At 38.1% G+C, this 15,346-nt stretch carries 11 protein-coding genes and 3 tRNA genes; 9 read left to right on the top strand and 5 right to left on the bottom strand.

The genetic code is table 11. The annotated features are described in order from the left end of the window. Positions 1-64: 64 nt before the first annotated feature. Entirely contained in the window at positions 65-250 is a 186-nt protein-coding gene (locus MSBR3_RS20220) for a hypothetical protein (RefSeq protein WP_155396774.1), read from the bottom strand. A 455-nt stretch (positions 251-705) separates the two neighbouring features. Continuing rightward, positions 706-777, bottom strand: a tRNA-Ala gene (locus tag MSBR3_RS08980). Positions 778-1,000: 223 nt separating this feature from the next. On the opposite strand from MSBR3_RS08980, the gene MSBR3_RS08985 reads away from it, so the two are divergent. Together MSBR3_RS08985 and MSBR3_RS08990 are read left to right on the top strand one after the other, a co-directional pair. Further along, positions 1,001-1,077 (top strand) — tRNA-Ile (locus MSBR3_RS08985). A 62-nt stretch (positions 1,078-1,139) separates the two neighbouring features. After that, positions 1,140-1,213, top strand: a tRNA-Ile gene (locus tag MSBR3_RS08990). Positions 1,214-1,745: 532 nt separating this feature from the next. Here the strand turns inward: MSBR3_RS08990 and MSBR3_RS09000 are convergent. Beyond that, positions 1,746-2,096, bottom strand: a complete 351-nt coding sequence (locus MSBR3_RS09000; RefSeq protein WP_048107624.1) for a transcriptional regulator — start codon at positions 2,094-2,096, stop codon at positions 1,746-1,748. A gap of 1,336 nt (positions 2,097-3,432) precedes the next feature. Continuing rightward, a complete protein-coding gene (locus MSBR3_RS09005; RefSeq protein ID WP_048107626.1) occupies positions 3,433-3,834 on the bottom strand; it encodes a transcriptional regulator in 402 nt (133 codons plus the stop codon). A 555-nt stretch (positions 3,835-4,389) separates the two neighbouring features. Here MSBR3_RS09005 and hdrA point away from each other — a divergent pair. Genes hdrA through hdrB form a run of 3 tightly spaced genes read left to right on the top strand, consistent with a single transcriptional unit; the run spans position 4,390 to position 8,415 of the window. Further along, on the top strand, positions 4,390-6,807 hold the full coding sequence (gene hdrA / locus MSBR3_RS09010; RefSeq protein WP_048107628.1) for a ferredoxin:CoB-CoM heterodisulfide reductase subunit HdrA: 2,418 nt from the start codon (positions 4,390-4,392) through the stop codon (positions 6,805-6,807). Further along, the gene (gene hdrC / locus MSBR3_RS09015; protein WP_048107630.1) at positions 6,807-7,517 is read left to right on the top strand and encodes a ferredoxin:CoB-CoM heterodisulfide reductase subunit HdrC; all 711 of its coding nucleotides are present in this window, start codon (positions 6,807-6,809) and stop codon (positions 7,515-7,517) included. Before hdrA ends, hdrC begins: the two co-directional genes overlap by 1 nt. Then, positions 7,471-8,415 (top strand): ferredoxin:CoB-CoM heterodisulfide reductase subunit HdrB, encoded by a 945-nt coding sequence (gene hdrB, locus MSBR3_RS09020; RefSeq protein ID WP_048107631.1) that lies wholly within the window; start codon positions 7,471-7,473, stop codon positions 8,413-8,415. Before hdrC ends, hdrB begins: the two co-directional genes overlap by 47 nt. 107 nt (positions 8,416-8,522) lie before the next feature. Here the strand turns inward: hdrB and MSBR3_RS09025 are convergent, their stop codons facing one another. Continuing rightward, positions 8,523-8,933 (bottom strand): pyridoxamine 5'-phosphate oxidase family protein, encoded by a 411-nt coding sequence (locus tag MSBR3_RS09025; RefSeq protein ID WP_048107632.1) that lies wholly within the window; start codon positions 8,931-8,933, stop codon positions 8,523-8,525. Between the two features lie 336 nt (positions 8,934-9,269). Between MSBR3_RS09025 and MSBR3_RS09030 the strand changes: the two genes are divergently transcribed. From MSBR3_RS09030 to hacA, 4 genes are all read left to right on the top strand, one after another. After that, a complete protein-coding gene (locus tag MSBR3_RS09030) occupies positions 9,270-9,695 on the top strand; it encodes a GNAT family N-acetyltransferase (protein ID WP_048107633.1) in 426 nt (141 codons plus the stop codon). Positions 9,696-9,847: 152 nt separating this feature from the next. After that, positions 9,848-10,348, top strand: a complete 501-nt coding sequence (locus tag MSBR3_RS09035; RefSeq protein ID WP_048110267.1) for a GNAT family N-acetyltransferase — start codon at positions 9,848-9,850, stop codon at positions 10,346-10,348. An 884-nt stretch (positions 10,349-11,232) separates the two neighbouring features. After that, entirely contained in the window at positions 11,233-13,479 is a 2,247-nt protein-coding gene (locus tag MSBR3_RS09040) for a PAS domain S-box protein (RefSeq protein ID WP_048107635.1), read from the top strand. Positions 13,480-13,726: 247 nt separating this feature from the next. After that, positions 13,727-14,959: a homoaconitase large subunit gene (gene hacA, locus MSBR3_RS09045; RefSeq protein WP_268989146.1), complete on the top strand. Its 1,233-nt coding sequence runs from the start codon at positions 13,727-13,729 to the stop codon at positions 14,957-14,959. Positions 14,960-15,346: the final 387 nt, after the last annotated feature.

Consider the following 15,346-nt stretch of genomic DNA (forward strand, 5'->3'; position numbering starts at 1 on the left):
AGATTATCTTGACTATGTTACTTTTTAAGTAGACCGGCGACTTGCGAACTATACCCAAGCTCTCTCAATTTTCTATTTCGAGCTCCGACTTTTCGGCTCTATATTTCACATACAATGCTATTCCTACAGGGCCCTCAAGTATATCAACTTTGATACTACCCTCTTCACGCAGCATTTGTTCATTGCCCGAGGCATTCGTAACATCACCGATGACGACGTGATCAAATTGACGTATATCGACGTGGCACAAACATTATAGTTATTAAGCGTGTGGTGAAATCGTAGTATTACTGAAATTCTATTGAAGTCCTGCTTTCATCGTATTACTGAAGTCCTGCTTTCCTGCATCATGCATAATAGAATTTCAGAGCTTTGAAGCAATGTAGTAATCCTATTAGGCAAAATCTTTGTTTTCTAGGTAAAATCTTTGTTTTCTAGGTAAAATCTTTGTTTTTAGCTTCAATGGCAAAACTCATAAAATGTATTTATAGTCAGATTCACATATAACTAGGAATGTATAATATTTTGATAATTATTTTGGAACTCTGAAGGTAAACATTGTTCATCACCAAGTTGTAGGAACGGTTTGAATTTTTAAAATATACTCTAAAGTTTTAAAAATCAGCCCTTAAATCTTAAATAATAGATATTGCAAAAAAGAGTACAAGAAAAGTGTTATAATCAGGACTATTAAAAGTTATTAGGTGGACCGGTCGGGAATTGAACCCGAGGCCTCTACCATGCCAAGGTAGCGATCTTCCCCTGATCTACCGGCCCATATAAGGCTTTGCTTTATCAGCATCCCTCATACACTCAGTATCTTATATAAAGCTGTCGCCATATAGGCTCAGCATCTTATAAATAAACTTTTGGAATTTGAGTATGTAAGAGCTTCAAGCAAAAGTTATAAGTAGTAAATTGAGTATTAGAAGTGTTGTCGGATTGAGAAGCTTTCCCGAAAAGCCTTTCTATTTCGGTAATTTTAAAAAACCTGACATTCGGGCCCGTAGCTTAGCCTGGTGGAGCGCACGGCTGATAACCGTGAGGTCCTGCGTTCGAATCGCAGCGGGCCCACCACAACTTGATAATCCTTTTTCAGGAGAATTTTCAGGTTTTACAACCTTACTTATCCTTCAATCGGGCCCGTAGCTTAGCCTGGTGGAGCGCACGGCTGATAACCGTGAGGTCCTGCGTTCGAATCGCAGCGGGCCCACTACATATATTATTAATGCTGTTAATCATTTGTGATGTTATTTTTAGTGATGTTATTTTTAATGATGTTATTTTTAATGATGTTATTTTTAATGATGTTATTTTTAATGATGTTATTTTTAATGATGTTATTTTTAATGATGTTATTTTTAATGACTTTGCTTTTAATTACTTTACTTTTAGTGATGTTATCTTTTAGTGATGTTATCTTTTAGTGATATTATCTTTTAGCGATGTTATCTTTTAGCGATGTTATCTTTTAGTGATATCATTCTGTTTTAAACTTTTTTAGAGATTTTTGAATCATTTTCGCATATATTTAAATTTATTTAGCCTAGAATAAGAAAATAGACTCAGGAAAAACAAAGAACTAAAAAAAATAATCTCCGAAAAAAATAAATTCCGAAGATATTACATGAAATCAGAAATTTTCAATAAATCTTCGTTAAATGACTATTCTTTGTTAAGTACTTTGCAACAAAAGAGTTAATCATCAGGGAAAAGTTGGATTGGGGTAAATCCCCATGAATAACTCAAGCAATATGTTTCAGGCGCTCAATATTTCCAAGCACGACTCTACTCTCGGCTACAATATCTTCTTCGATCTTGCTAACAATATAGTCCATTGGGACTATTAGCCTGTATAACTTTATCGGTCTGCCTTTACCCTTTGACCTCTTTTCTTCTCGGATATCAATCCAGTTATTTTCGCGGAGATAACGCATTGCAACACTGACTTCAGGTTGTCTCAAGCCTGATACCATTTCAATGCTCTGGGACGAGATCTCCCTTCCTTTCGCAAGGCATGCAAGCGTAAGAGCAATTGGTCTACTAACATTAATTTTTCTAAATAGTTCTATCATTTCATGTTCGATCGGTCCCATAACTACAGGGATCTATTCTATTGTATCAGAAATATCCATAACTGGACCACTTTCATCTACCATTTAATCACCCAAAGAACCATTATAGAGTTGATTAATATAAATATTTACTTATGTATTCTTTTTAATATTTGTTAATTAATAAAAGTTCACTGGGTGTGTTTATCGTTCACTCACTCTAAAAGTGTCCATGAGATACTGCTTTTTCATTTCCGGCGCGAGTTATAAAATTTTTCCTTATATTCTTAAAACTTTAAAATTAGCTAAAACCCTTAAAATCTACTAAAAACCTGAAAAAATGCTGAAAACTTAAAAATTTCTAAAAATATAAGAGTTTAATATTCTTTCTTCTCAAACAGGGTTCTTTTTAGATTATGATAGAGTTTTAAGTTCTGACTTTCATTTTATGACGACAATGTCCGAATTTTCTGTAAATTCAAAATCAAATTTTTCTATATTAATCATAATTCAATTCTTTTAATACTGGATTCTTAAGCTACAAACTCACTAGTTTCAAATTTTACAGGGAAGTTGGCATACTGCCTTTATGACTCGAACTTTATCTTAACTTTGACTTTTTTAAAACTAAATTTTTGCTTCAAACTTAACTTTCTTGAAAGTCCAGTTTTGTAAATACATAAAAGTGTAAAAAGAATTTGCAGGACATTTTTATACTAAAAATTGCTAAAGCTTACTGGAAGCCCTCTTTACCTCTATTGGGATGTTTCCTCCTCGTACCCTTTATATACTCTATTCTCTAGAAATTGTACAGTTTAATTTAGAAAATCGATAACCTGGACCTCTAACTTTATAAATTACAAGTTTAACTGGAGATTTTATTTTGCTTAATATTATATTTTCGGCGTAAGGTCCTAATCTCATAACTAAAAATTACTGCTCTTTTGTCGCTTTCGAAATTAAGATTCAAGTAGAAAAAGAAATATCAAAAGGATCTAGAAGAGGCATTGTAAAAATAGAGACTAGAGGATATAAACTGAAAACAGATGACAAGAACCAAGAATGGGTGATAAAAATAAAAAAGAGATAACAAAAATCAAAAACAGGTGGCAATAATCGAAATACAGACACTAAAAATCAATAAAAACAAGAATTGAAAAGAACTATCCAGTTATAAAAGAAAGATAATTTTCCTCAAGCATCATATCTTTAAACATATATTTAACAGATAAGAAGTCGAATCCGGGTTATAAAACCCAGACTTTAAAATTAATAATTAAGTTTTCTGAGATTAAGTTTTCTGAGATTAAGTTTTCTGAGATTAAGTTTTCTGAGAATTTGTGAAAAAAGTTTGTTATATTTCTACTCAAAAAATGTTTTAGGAAAGGTTCTTGAGACGTTCTATGTTCTGGAGTACGGCCTTACTTTCAGCCATTAAGTCTTCTTCTATTGAATTGATAATTGTTTCCATCCGAACCGTCAGTTTATACAATTTAACTGGTCTTCCTTTACCCTGATTCTTTTTTTCTTCCCGCATATCTACCCAGTCATTTTCACGGAGATAGCGCATTGCAATGCTAACTTCCGGCTGTCTCAAGCCTGATACCATTTCGATGCGTTGGGAAGAAATTTCCTCTCCTTTAGAGAGACACGCAAGGGTAAGAGCAACTGGCCTGTTAATATTAAGCCTTCTCAAAAGCTCCACCATCTCGTATTCAATCTCTCCCATCTTAAATTCGTAGTCCTCTGATATAAACTCATTATCTGCCACAACTATCATCTACCGATTATACCGAAAGAACAGCATATAATTGCTTTCGATATTAATTTCTCCGTCCAGTATTTCAGATCAATAGAAACATATTATTTTACAGTTGTTATATTTCCAGTGTCTTTTATTGCCTTTATTAAATATATTTCTACTTATATGAGTTTCTGATCTGTGGGAGTATCTCACAAAATCTGTTTTTCTCTGTTGATTTAAATAATAATACTTTCTTCATATATATAATTATGCGCCTATAAAAACTTCTCGACAATTTTACATATTATTTTTTTCAGGAAGCAAATATTGAATATCTAGACTGAAAGACAATTTATATCCTGGAGTTTTGCAAGCCTTCCTGTATATATAGGATAAGCCCATATTGATTATAGTTTCATTTCTTAGGAAATTTAATTATAGCACTAACAGAGTAAACGAAAATTTAAAAATTCACCTTTTTTCTAAAATTGTCCTTTTTTTGTAAGTATTGCAAATGCTTTATCCGAATTGGGTTAATAATTTAGGTGTTCTGGCAAGTCTTAAATACGAATCCTTGAAAGATTTAACATAATGAACGCTGCCCTGGACAAACCCGCTGTATTTATCTGCCATTGCAGTGGGAACATTTCCGAACGTATTGATATTAATTCACTTAAGAAAACCCTTAAGGCAGAAGGGATCCCGGTCTTCGATTACGAGTATCTCTGTTCAAGAGAGGGACAGACCCTTATCAAAAATAAGATTTTGGAAGGGAACCTAGACCGGATAGTAATAGGTTCGTGCACACCCTCAAAACACGGCACTCTCTTTAAAAAGTGTATTCAGGAAGCAGGCTTGAATCGGGCAATGCTTGAAATCGCAAACCTCAGGGAACACTGTGCATGGGTGCATCCGGACAAAGCCGGAGCGACTGAGAAAGCACTCTCACTTATTCGGGGAAAACTCAACCGCCTGGAAAATCATAAGCCTCTTGAGGAGATAAAAGTAAATATCGTTCCACAGGCCCTCGTTATTGGTGGAGGAATTGCAGGGATAACTGCGGCGGTTAATCTTGCAGATAACGGAATTTCCACCTACCTTGTAGAGAAAGAATCCAGTATAGGTGGAAATATGGCAAAAATAGGCAAGGTTTTTTCTCCTGACAAGCTTGCGGAAGAGTGCGCGATGTGCTCGCTAAGTCCGCTAATGAATGAGGTAGTAGCTAACCCAAAAATAACCCTTTTAACCTGGACTGAGGTGGAACGCTTAAGCGGAAGTGCCGGCAACTTCACAGTCAGGCTAAGGAAAAAACCGAGATACGTACATGACAACTGTACAGGCTGTGGCCGATGTAGCCGCGTCTGTCCTGTCCTGGTTGAAAACGAGTTTAACTGTGGGTACATAGACAAAAAGGCAATTTCCCTGCGTTTTTCCCAATCCGTTCCGAAGATCTACTGCATAGACCCTGACCACTGTCTGCAGTTCAAGGGTGAGATATGTGGAAAATGTGTAGAAGCCTGTAAATCCGGAGCGATTGACTTCTCACAGAAGGAGGAGATTATTGAGCTTAATGTCGGTGCAGTTATTGTTGCCACAGGGTTTGAGGAGTATGACGTATCCCAAAAACCTCAGTACGGTTATGGAGTTTTCAAAAATGTTATAACCCAGATGGAACTTGCCAGAATGCTCGGAATTAATGGCCCTTCAAAAGGAGCATTGGTCAAGCCTTCGGACTTCAACCTGGACCCTGATGCTGTAAGCTCAACAAGTACCTGCAGTACTGAAAGATCCTCAGAAAGTTCTTCAGAAAATTATTCAGAGAAAGGATCGGGAACTCCTAAAAGGATAATTATGATTCAGTGTGTGGGTTCAAGGGATGAAAAAGAAGGCGGAAATCGCTATTGTTCCAGGTACTGCTGCATGGCAGCCTTAAAGCACTCGAACCTTATAATGAAAAAATACCCGGGTACTGAAATCACGATTTGTTATGTCGATTTGCGGGCGCTTGGCTTTTACGAGAACTACTATCGGGCAGTCCAGGATATGGGAGTTAGATTTGTAAGAGGAAGACCTGCTGAAATCGTCGAGAAGCCGGATAAAAGCCTTCTTGTCAGACTAGAAGATACACTTAACCAGAAAATAACAGAACTGCCTGCTGATCTCGTCATACTCTCTGCAGCCATGGTCCCTTCAAAGGGAACCCGAAAAATTGCCAGTATACTGAATATTAGCCAGGATGAAAGCGGCTTTATTAAAGAAAGACATTCAAAACTGAGGCCCGTAGACAGCTCACTGGATGGGATCTTTGTCTGCGGCACTGCCCAGAGCCCTAAGGATGTTACGGATACCATTTCCCAGGCAGGACTTGCATCTATAAGAGGAAGTGCCTTTATTGCTGACAGCCCAAAAGCCCTGGTAAACGAAATTCCGACTATCAATCAGCTTTTTTGTAATCAATGTAATGAATGCCTCAAGTGTCCGTTCGAGGCTTTTTCCCTAAATGATAGTGGAAAGGTCATCGTAGACCCGCTTGTATGTACTGGGTGCGGATACTGTACTGAACTCTGTCAGAAAGGAGCTATTCAGATTTCAGGCTTTACAAAAAGCCAGCTAAAAGCCGAAGTTGAAGGAGTAGTCAAAGAAGGAGACCTGCTGGGTTTTGTAAACAGCGGTATCGCGTCCATAACCTGCGATAATATAGGAAATAGTGCACTGACTTATCCTTCAAATGTCAAGCTAGTCAAAGTGCCCACAAACCTCGTCGTTGATAAAGACCTGTTACTTCACGCCTTCAAACGTGGAGCATCGGCTGTCCTATTTATAGAGGATCCTCCTGACAGCCCGAAAGCCGAGGTAATATATCCTTTAACTATCAGCCATTTTGAAAAGTTGAAAAAAGAACTTGGAGATTCAGGAGACAGACTTTATTTCAAAAAAGCTTATGTTCCAAACACAAGAGGGCTTGCAGGCACTTTTACCAGTCTTGCCCGGGAAGGAGAGATGATATAATGATTCCATATGTAAATGAATATGATACCCCGGAATGTAAAACCCTTGCAGAAACTGCAAAGAAAAGCATCCGGACACCTGCCTCTCTGGGGCTTGACCGCTGCATCCAGTGTGGAGCCTGCACGGCTTCCTGCCCTGCAGCCCGCTTTACAGATTACAGCCCGCGCCAGATTGTGAAAAAAGTACTGGAAAATGACCGCAGTGTGCTTGAGTCCGAAATGATCTGGTCCTGTTTCTACTGTTATTCCTGCAATCTGCGTTGTCCCAGGAATAATAGCCCTGTAACAATTGTGCAGGTTCTCAGGCAGATGGCCGTCAACGAGGGCATAGGAGTTGAAAAGCTTGCCTATTTCCTTGAAATAGGAGAGTACCTTGCAGAGAACGGAGCCAGCAAGGTACCGGGTGCAGGAGTTAAGAATATGGAAAGAGACCTTGGAGAACGCTGGATAGGTTTTAAGAAGAACCTTGAGTCAATTCGTAATGAACTGGGGCTCAGTTCAAAGGATATCAGGAACACACATGGGGAAGTTCAGGCTATTCTTGAAGCCACAGGCTATTTTAACAGAGAAAAATGGCTCAAAGCAAAAATACAGGAAAAACTTTTGCATCAGCTCCTGGAGAACCAGTGCATCAAGAGAGAAAATAGAAGCGGAGATTTCGGCTTTGAAAGCGATAGAAGATATTCCGGACAGCCAGCTTTTATTATTTAAGAGCTGCATGGTCGGGCAGGAGTACCCAGGAGTGGAAACCTCCACTTGTTATGTCTTTGACAGGCTTGGGATAGACTATTGTATAAACGATGAGCAGTCCTGCTGCACAGGAATAGGCCATTATACCGACGTCTTTGAAGGACTGACAACAGCAGCTATTGCAGCCCGGAACTTCGCAGTCGCAAAAAGGTGCGGTTACCCCAACATAACCTGCCTCTGTTCAACCTGTTATGCCGTAAATAAAGAAGCCTGTGAAACCCTGAACACCAATACCGAAGTTCGGGAAAAAATTAACTCTATCTTCCAGGAAAAGGGCCTTGAAAATCTTTTTTACAAGAAAGACGATATGAATCCGAGGAAAAACTTCTACCATGCAGTAGAGATTCTTTTAAGTAAGGTCGATAAAATCCAGGAGCAGAAAGAATTCGACTTTTCAGGAATCAAAACCGCATCTCATCATGCCTGCCATTACTATAAAGTTAAGTATCTCGATGTCCTCGGAAACCCTGAAAACCCTCAGTTGATAGATAACATAGCCGCAGCCTGCGGAGCCGAGCCTGTACGCTGGTACGAAGATCGGACTCTCACTTGCGGGATGGGCTTTTCCCAGCTCCACCTTAACAAAGACACCTCGCTTCAGGTAACAAAGACCAAACTTGACAGCCTTCAAAGAGCAGGCGTAGAGCTTATGCTTCATATGTGCCCGAATTGCCAGATCCAGTATGACCGCTACCAACCGGTTATCGAAAGAGAGTTTGGCGTAAAATATGATATGGTGCACATGAATATAGCCCAGTTCGTAGCTCTTTCAATGGGTGCAGATCCATACAAGGTGTGCGGCTTCCAGACTCACTCCGTGCCTCTTGAAGAGTTTCTGGAAAAGAACGGCATAATCTAAAACATGAGTTTATCCCATTTTAAGATTTTAGCCGGTAATTTTTTTCTTTTGATCTTTTATTCCGATTTTTTTAATTTTTTATTTTGATTCACATTACTTCTGAATACTCAGATCGATTCCTCCCAGCCCTGTCCCATATCAACGAGAGGTCTCAGCTCAATAATCTCGAAGGTAACCGTTGCCTTCATCATCTCCGCAGCCTCCTCCCCGGCCATTTTTGCGATCTGGCTTTTAATCGTATCAAGCATTTCCCCCGACGTTGCAGATTCCTTCATCTTCAGGTAAACTCTGATCCCTTTCCATTCCGTATCTTGTTCCATTATCAGGTATATCGCGTAAGGGTTTTCCTGAAGGTTTGAAAACGTACGGTTCTTACCTGTTGCAATTACAACGGTCTTTTCATCGATCATATTCGGTGAGCCGAAAATAGCTGAGTCTACCTTTCCATCTTTACTCGCTGTGCTTAGAACTCCAATTCTCGGTTGCTTGTTAAAGTAGTCCATCAGTTTTGACGTCATATCTAAACCTCCTCTAATAGCCTGTTTTAGCGCTCTCTCCTTTAAGAGTTGAGTTTGCGAAGCTGCTTTCACAAAACACTGTCATGAAAGAAACCATAACTAATTGGCAGATTGTAATAATAATAGTCTTAAATATGTTTAAAACTTTTTACTCTGCCAATATGTATACTATGAAGAACTTTGATAATCTGTTGATGAAAATATGACTAAATTCCATAAAAAGTAAGGTAAAAATTTTCAATATAAAATAATTAATAAATATATAAGAAAAGAATATATTTCTTTTCTTATTAATTGTAGTTTCAGTTGTTAAAGTAAATTTTATAGGAGTAAAGAATGAAAGATATTGAATACAAGACAGGTCCTCCTACCTGGCATGAGCATTTTCAACTGTTTTCAAGCACGGGATGGATGCCAGTTCTTAAGGTTTCCGAAGATGATTTGAAAAAGGTCTTTGATAATACCTGGTACTGGATAACAGCATACAAAGACCAGAAGATTATTGGTGCAGGACGTTTGATTTCGGACGGAGCCATGTATGCTCTGATCTGCGATATAATTGTAATACCGGATCATCAAAATAAAGGGATAGGAAGCACGATCTTAAAACAACTGGTTAACAAGTGCCAGGAGACCGATATTAAAAGGGTCTGGTTATTTGCAGCTCCCGGAAAAGCCAAATTTTACGAAAAGTACGGTTTTTCAATTCGTCCAAACGAGGCACCTGGAATGCAACTTATAGAATTTGAATTCCAGCAGTGAAATTATGTTATTTTATCATCAACCTGGAACTATAATTGTGCTACTTTTTCGGACAAAAAGTAGCTTGCAGGTTTCAGAGCGTACTATTCTCAAGTCTTTAGTCTATTGAAACTTGCACGAACTTGTTAATTTTGAAGTTAGGAATGAGAGACATGGCAGAACAAGTAGAAATTTTTCGGGCCAGCCTTGAAGATGCGATTGAAATCTTAACCCTCCAGAAACTGGCATACAAGAGTGAAGCTCAGATCTACGATGACTGGTCCATTCCCCCTCTGCTTCAAACTGTCGAAGAGATAAGAAATGAGTTCAGTACCAGTGTGTTCCTCAAAGCCATCAGCGAGCACTCGATCGTAGGATCTGTACGATCTCGCGTAATAGAAAATACTTGCCATATAGGCAGGCTGATTGTGCACCCTGAATGGCAGAATCTGGGGATAGGCACTCGTTTGATGACAGAGGTTGAGCTTATGCATCGGGATGTAGCTCGATTTGAGCTCTTCACCGGATCGAATAGCATCAGAAATATTCACCTCTATCATAAACTGGGGTATAAGGAGTTCAGGCGGGAACTGCTGGGCAGCAAAGTTGAACTTGTATATTTGGAAAAGATAGTGATTGGAAAAAAGAAAAATATTGGATATAAAAATTATTGATTTTTAATAGACATTATAGCCGTAACATTGGCCTGATAACTCTATTTACAGTCGGATGTAACACCATAACTTTGATTTTGATTTCCTGTTTTGAGTTTCATGACTTTGGAAACTCAGATTGTTTTTTCCCAGCCATTCATAAGCTCCTTTATACTCACTTTGTTGATAATAATAGTTATATATTTCATTTTTCATGGAATAAATGTTACTTAGATAAATTTATTATTTTTAGAGATGACGTAAGGAAACGAAGGAATTTTAGTCAGTAGCTATTTGTGTAGTCTTTACAAAGCTACTGAAATAACAGTTACAGTGATATTATAGAAAAAACTAAATTAAAAACTACTCAAAATCCCGCAGGACAAAGAAGTCGTAGCTTTACTGACAGTAGGAATCTCAGCCGAATCGCCAGCTATCAGCCTCTAAGAAAATCTCTTGAAGAAAATAGTAGCTTACGAAGAACATAAATAAAAGTTTATACTTTTTTGATGTCTTCTAGTTTTTATTGATTTTGAAAAATATGGAATATTGAATTTAAAATAATTTTTAATTTAATGAAAATTATTTCTACTACTTCATTTACTTTAGTATATCAATTATTAACTCTTTCTAAAACAGATCTTAACTAAGTACACTTATCCTTGCATTATAGAAAACTGATAGTGATTGCTTATGGCTAGTTGCGTTTGTCAGAGAAGAAATAATCATATTTTAAAGATCTCTGTAAAAATATTATCTTAATTCAAAGTCAAATGAATGTATTATATTTAAAGAATATTATATATTAATATAGTTACGCAATAGATACTTTTAACGTTAGTGAGTCATCGACAGTAGGCTATAACCACTAGAGATAGGATAGAAATAGGAGCCTGAAGGGGAATATGGAAACAAGCGTTGAAAAACTTCTAGCAAATGACCCAAATCCTGTGCTCAGTGTCGATACGGATGGTACCGTTATATATTCAAATGAAGCTAGTGAGCCCTTACTGAAGGAGTGGGGCACGAAAATCGGAGAAAAACTGCCGTCTTCTATCGGAGACTTAGCGCTAAAAACAATTTCTTGGAATATTCCGGAAACAAAGGAAGTAAGAGTGGGAAAAAGAGTATACCTGATCAATTTTCAACCTTTACCGGAAGAAGAATGCGTAAACATTTATGGATTCGATATAAGTGACCGTGAAGTCCTTAAAGAAAAACTGTGGGAATGTGAGGAAAAGTACCGCAGCATCATAGAAACAGCAAACGAGGGTGTCTGGATTACCGACACTGAAACAGTTACTACTTTTGTGAATCAAACAATGGCAGAAATGCTCGGGTACACAATGGAAGAAATGATAGGGAAATCAGCCCTTGACTTTGTCGATAAAGATGATATGGAAAGTTCGCTTATCAGAATAAAATCCCTACAGGAAGGCATTAAAGAAAAAAGGTACGAAATGAAGTTCTGCTACAAGGATGGCAGTGTTGTCTGGTCGCTTGTTAACTCTATGCCTCTCATTAACGCAGAGGGAAAACATATCGGTAATATGAGCATGCACTCTGATATTACTCAGCGCAAGAAGGCTGAAGAAGAACTTAAAAGAATAAGTGAGATGCTGAAAAAACGGAATCAGGAAACAATAGACGAACGCCAACGTCTTTATAACGTGCTGGATACGTTGCCTGCAATGATAATCCTGCTAACATCTGACTACCATATCGCCTTTGCCAACTGCAGATTCCGTAAAAGATTTGGGGATCCAGGTGGTCGGTACTGCTATGAATATTATTTTGGATTCACCCAGCCATGTGAATTCTGTGAATCACATAAAGTACTTGAAACCGGTCAACCTCATCATTGGAAAGTAAGCGGGCCGGATGGAAGCTATTATGACGCTTATAATTTACCGTTCACTGATATTGACGGTTCTCTCATGATCCTTGAGATGGATATCGATGTCACTGAGCAAAAAAAGGCAGAAGAAAGACTTCAAGAAAGTGAGAACAGATACCGTAACATTGTGGAGACAGCAAACGAAGGCATAAGCATAATTGATGCTGAAGAGAGAATTACTTTCATCAATAAGCAGATTGAAGATATGCTTGGTTACAGTTCAGAAGAACTCGTTGGCAGGCCGATGTGGGACTTTCTCAGTGATGAAAGTAAGGCTATTATCAAACAGGCTTTTAAAAAAGGAAGGGAAAACATCAATGAGAGTCTTGAAGTTAAGTTTATACGCAAAGATGGCTCCCTTCTATGGACGCATACAAATGCCAAATCTATTTTTGACAAGGGTGGTAAGTTTTTAGGAATTTTGAACCTTCATACTGACATAACCAAGCGAAAGGAAGTCGAAGAAGCTCTCCGAAATTTTGAGATCGCTCGTAAGAAGGAGATACACCATAGAATCAAGAATAATCTTCAGGTAATCTCATCACTACTGGACCTTCAAGCTGAAAAATTCAGAAACCGAAAGAATATAAATGAATCGGAAGTCCTGGAAGCTTTCAAGGAAAGTCAGGATCGTGTAATATCAATGGCTCTTATTCATGAAGAATTATATAGAGGTGAAGAGCTCGATAAACTCAACTTTTCGCTGTACATTAAGGAACTCGCTAATGCTCTTTTCTTGACATATAGACTCGGTAATGCTGATGTCAGCTTAAGTATGGATCTGGAAGAAAACATATTACTTGACATGGACACAGCAGTTCCGTTAGGAATAATTGTCAATGAGCTCGTTTCCAACTCTCTTAAATATGCATTCTCCGACCGAGATAAAGGAAAAATCCAAATAAAATTCCATAAAGATGGAGACCAAATAAAATTCCATAAAGATGGAGACCAAATAAAATTCCATAAAGATAAAAATGGAGAACATAAAAACATAATAGAAAAAAGTAAAAGCAAAGACTATAAGAGTACCAGTTTTATATTGACAGTTTCGGATAACGGTGTGGGTATTTCTGAAAACCTTGATATAGAGGAACTTGATAGTCTGGGACTTCAGCTTGTAACTTTCCTTGTCGACCAGTTAGATGGAGAACTTGAACTGAAAAAGAGCAATGGGACCGAGTTCATTATTAGGTTCACTGTAGTAGAAAAGAATAATCATGCATTGACATCAGCGTTACATTTAATTAAATAAAGAGTAGTTTATTTTGCTTTATAGAAACCTATATAAACCAGCTTCAAGAGGCTGAAAAGATTTTTGTATAATTTATATTTGTAATATTAGGATTTTATTCTTTAATATGTCAAATATATATGTCAAATATATTACAGTTATTTCTTTATAGTGAATCCAGGAATCTGAACTTCTTAGACTTCATTACTATTCAATCATCAAACCATTATTACTTGATTATCAAACAGGAGACTTACTTTTGGGAACAATTAGCGAAAAAATTTTCTCCCGAGCAGCGGGAAAAGAGGCAAATGCAAATGATTTTGTCCTGGCAGATGTTGATTATGCAATGGCGCATGACGGCACCTCCGTACTTACAGTTAATGCTTTTAAAGAAATGGAAATGAAAAAGGTCTGGGACCCCTCAAGAATTATAATTCCTTTCGACCATATCGCGCCTGCAAATAACGAGACTTCAGCCATTCTTCAAAAGGAAATCCGGGAATGGGTAAAGGAGCAAGGTATTCCGAACTTTTACGAGCTTGGAGAGGGGATCTGCCATCAGGTACTTCCCGAAAACGGATTTGCCCTGCCTGGAAAACTGGTTGTGGGAGCTGATTCGCATTCCTGTACCTATGGGGCTTTCGGGGCTTTTGCAACAGGCGTAGGTGCTACCGATATGGCTGAAATTTTCGCTACAGGCGAACTCTGGTTTAAGGTGCCTGAAAGTCTCAGGTTTACGGTTGAAGGAAGGCTTGGAAAAGGAGTTTATGCAAAAGACCTGACCCTTTACCTTATCGGAAAGACCGGAATTGACGGTGCAACCTATAAGGCGGTAGAGTTTTACGGGCAGGCTATCTCTGAATTGTCAGTTTCCGGCAGAATGACTCTCTGCAACATGGCAATAGAAATGGGAGCAAAAACCGGAATTGTTCCACCTGACGAAAAAACCTTCGATTTTCTGAAAAACAGAGCGGCTGCTCCATATGAGCCGGTTTATGCCGATCAGGACGCATTTTATGTAAAAGAACCCGTTTACTCTGCTGAGGATATCGAGCCTCAGGTAGCCTGTCCTCATCAGGTTGACAACGTAAAGCCTGTTGGAGAGGTTGAAGGTACCCACGTAGACCAGGTATTCATAGGGACGTGTACAAATGGCAGACTTGAAGACCTTGAGGTCGCAGCATCAATCCTGAAAGGAAAAAAGGTTGCAGTCAGGACAATTGTAATTCCTGCATCCCGAATAACTCTCCTTGCAGCGATTGAGAACGGAACAATGGAAACTCTACTCAAAGCAGGTGTCACACTCGCAACCCCTGGCTGCGGGCCCTGTCTTGGCGCCCACCAGGGAGTAATAAGTGAAGGAGAAGTCTGCATTTCAACCGCAAACCGAAACTTCAAAGGCAGAATGGGAAAAGGTGGTTTTATCTACCTGGCCTCCCCTGCAACCGCGGCAGCCTCAGCATTATCAGGTGAGATTACTGATCCAAGGACAGTATAAACCTGAAAACTGAAGTAGTGTTATCAAAGTGTTATCAAAGTGTTATCAAAGTGTTATCAAAGTGTTATCAAAGTGTTATCAAAGTATTATCAAAGTGTTATAATGTAAGCGTTAAAGCAGAATCGTTCAAAACCTTATTCTTAGCTCTTGAAATTTAAGCAATTCTGCTTATCAAACTATTTTTATTATCAAATTATTTTTATTATCGAATATTTTTACTATCGAATTAGTTTATATTAATATATTCTATCTGTTATCTCTTATTTGTTTATTTTTTGATATTCTCACGGTATCTTTATAGAAATTCTAATTATATCCAGCGGGCATTTATACCATGAATCGTATATATTTTGAACAGGAGGGACGACTATTACTGAAGAACTTAGT

This window comes from Methanosarcina barkeri 3, assembly GCF_000970305.1.
GTDB lineage: Archaea > Halobacteriota > Methanosarcinia > Methanosarcinales > Methanosarcinaceae > Methanosarcina > Methanosarcina barkeri_A.

What these genes read in the sequence shown, in the direction of transcription:
- hdrC (WP_048107630.1), top strand. Translation starts at nt 6,807, where the DNA reads ATGATTCCATATGTAAATGAATATGATACCCCGGAATGTAAAACCCTT.
- MSBR3_RS09005 (WP_048107626.1), bottom strand. Translation starts at nt 3,834, where the DNA reads ATGATAGTTGTGGCAGATAATGAGTTTATATCAGAGGACTACGAATTT.
- MSBR3_RS09000 (WP_048107624.1), bottom strand. Translation starts at nt 2,096, where the DNA reads ATGGGACCGATCGAACATGAAATGATAGAACTATTTAGAAAAATTAAT.
- MSBR3_RS09025 (WP_048107632.1), bottom strand. Translation starts at nt 8,933, where the DNA reads ATGACGTCAAAACTGATGGACTACTTTAACAAGCAACCGAGAATTGGA.
- MSBR3_RS09030 (WP_048107633.1), top strand. Translation starts at nt 9,270, where the DNA reads ATGAAAGATATTGAATACAAGACAGGTCCTCCTACCTGGCATGAGCAT.
- MSBR3_RS09035 (WP_048110267.1), top strand. Translation starts at nt 9,848, where the DNA reads ATGGCAGAACAAGTAGAAATTTTTCGGGCCAGCCTTGAAGATGCGATT.
- MSBR3_RS09040 (WP_048107635.1), top strand. Translation starts at nt 11,233, where the DNA reads ATGGAAACAAGCGTTGAAAAACTTCTAGCAAATGACCCAAATCCTGTG.
- hdrA (WP_048107628.1), top strand. Translation starts at nt 4,390, where the DNA reads ATGAACGCTGCCCTGGACAAACCCGCTGTATTTATCTGCCATTGCAGT.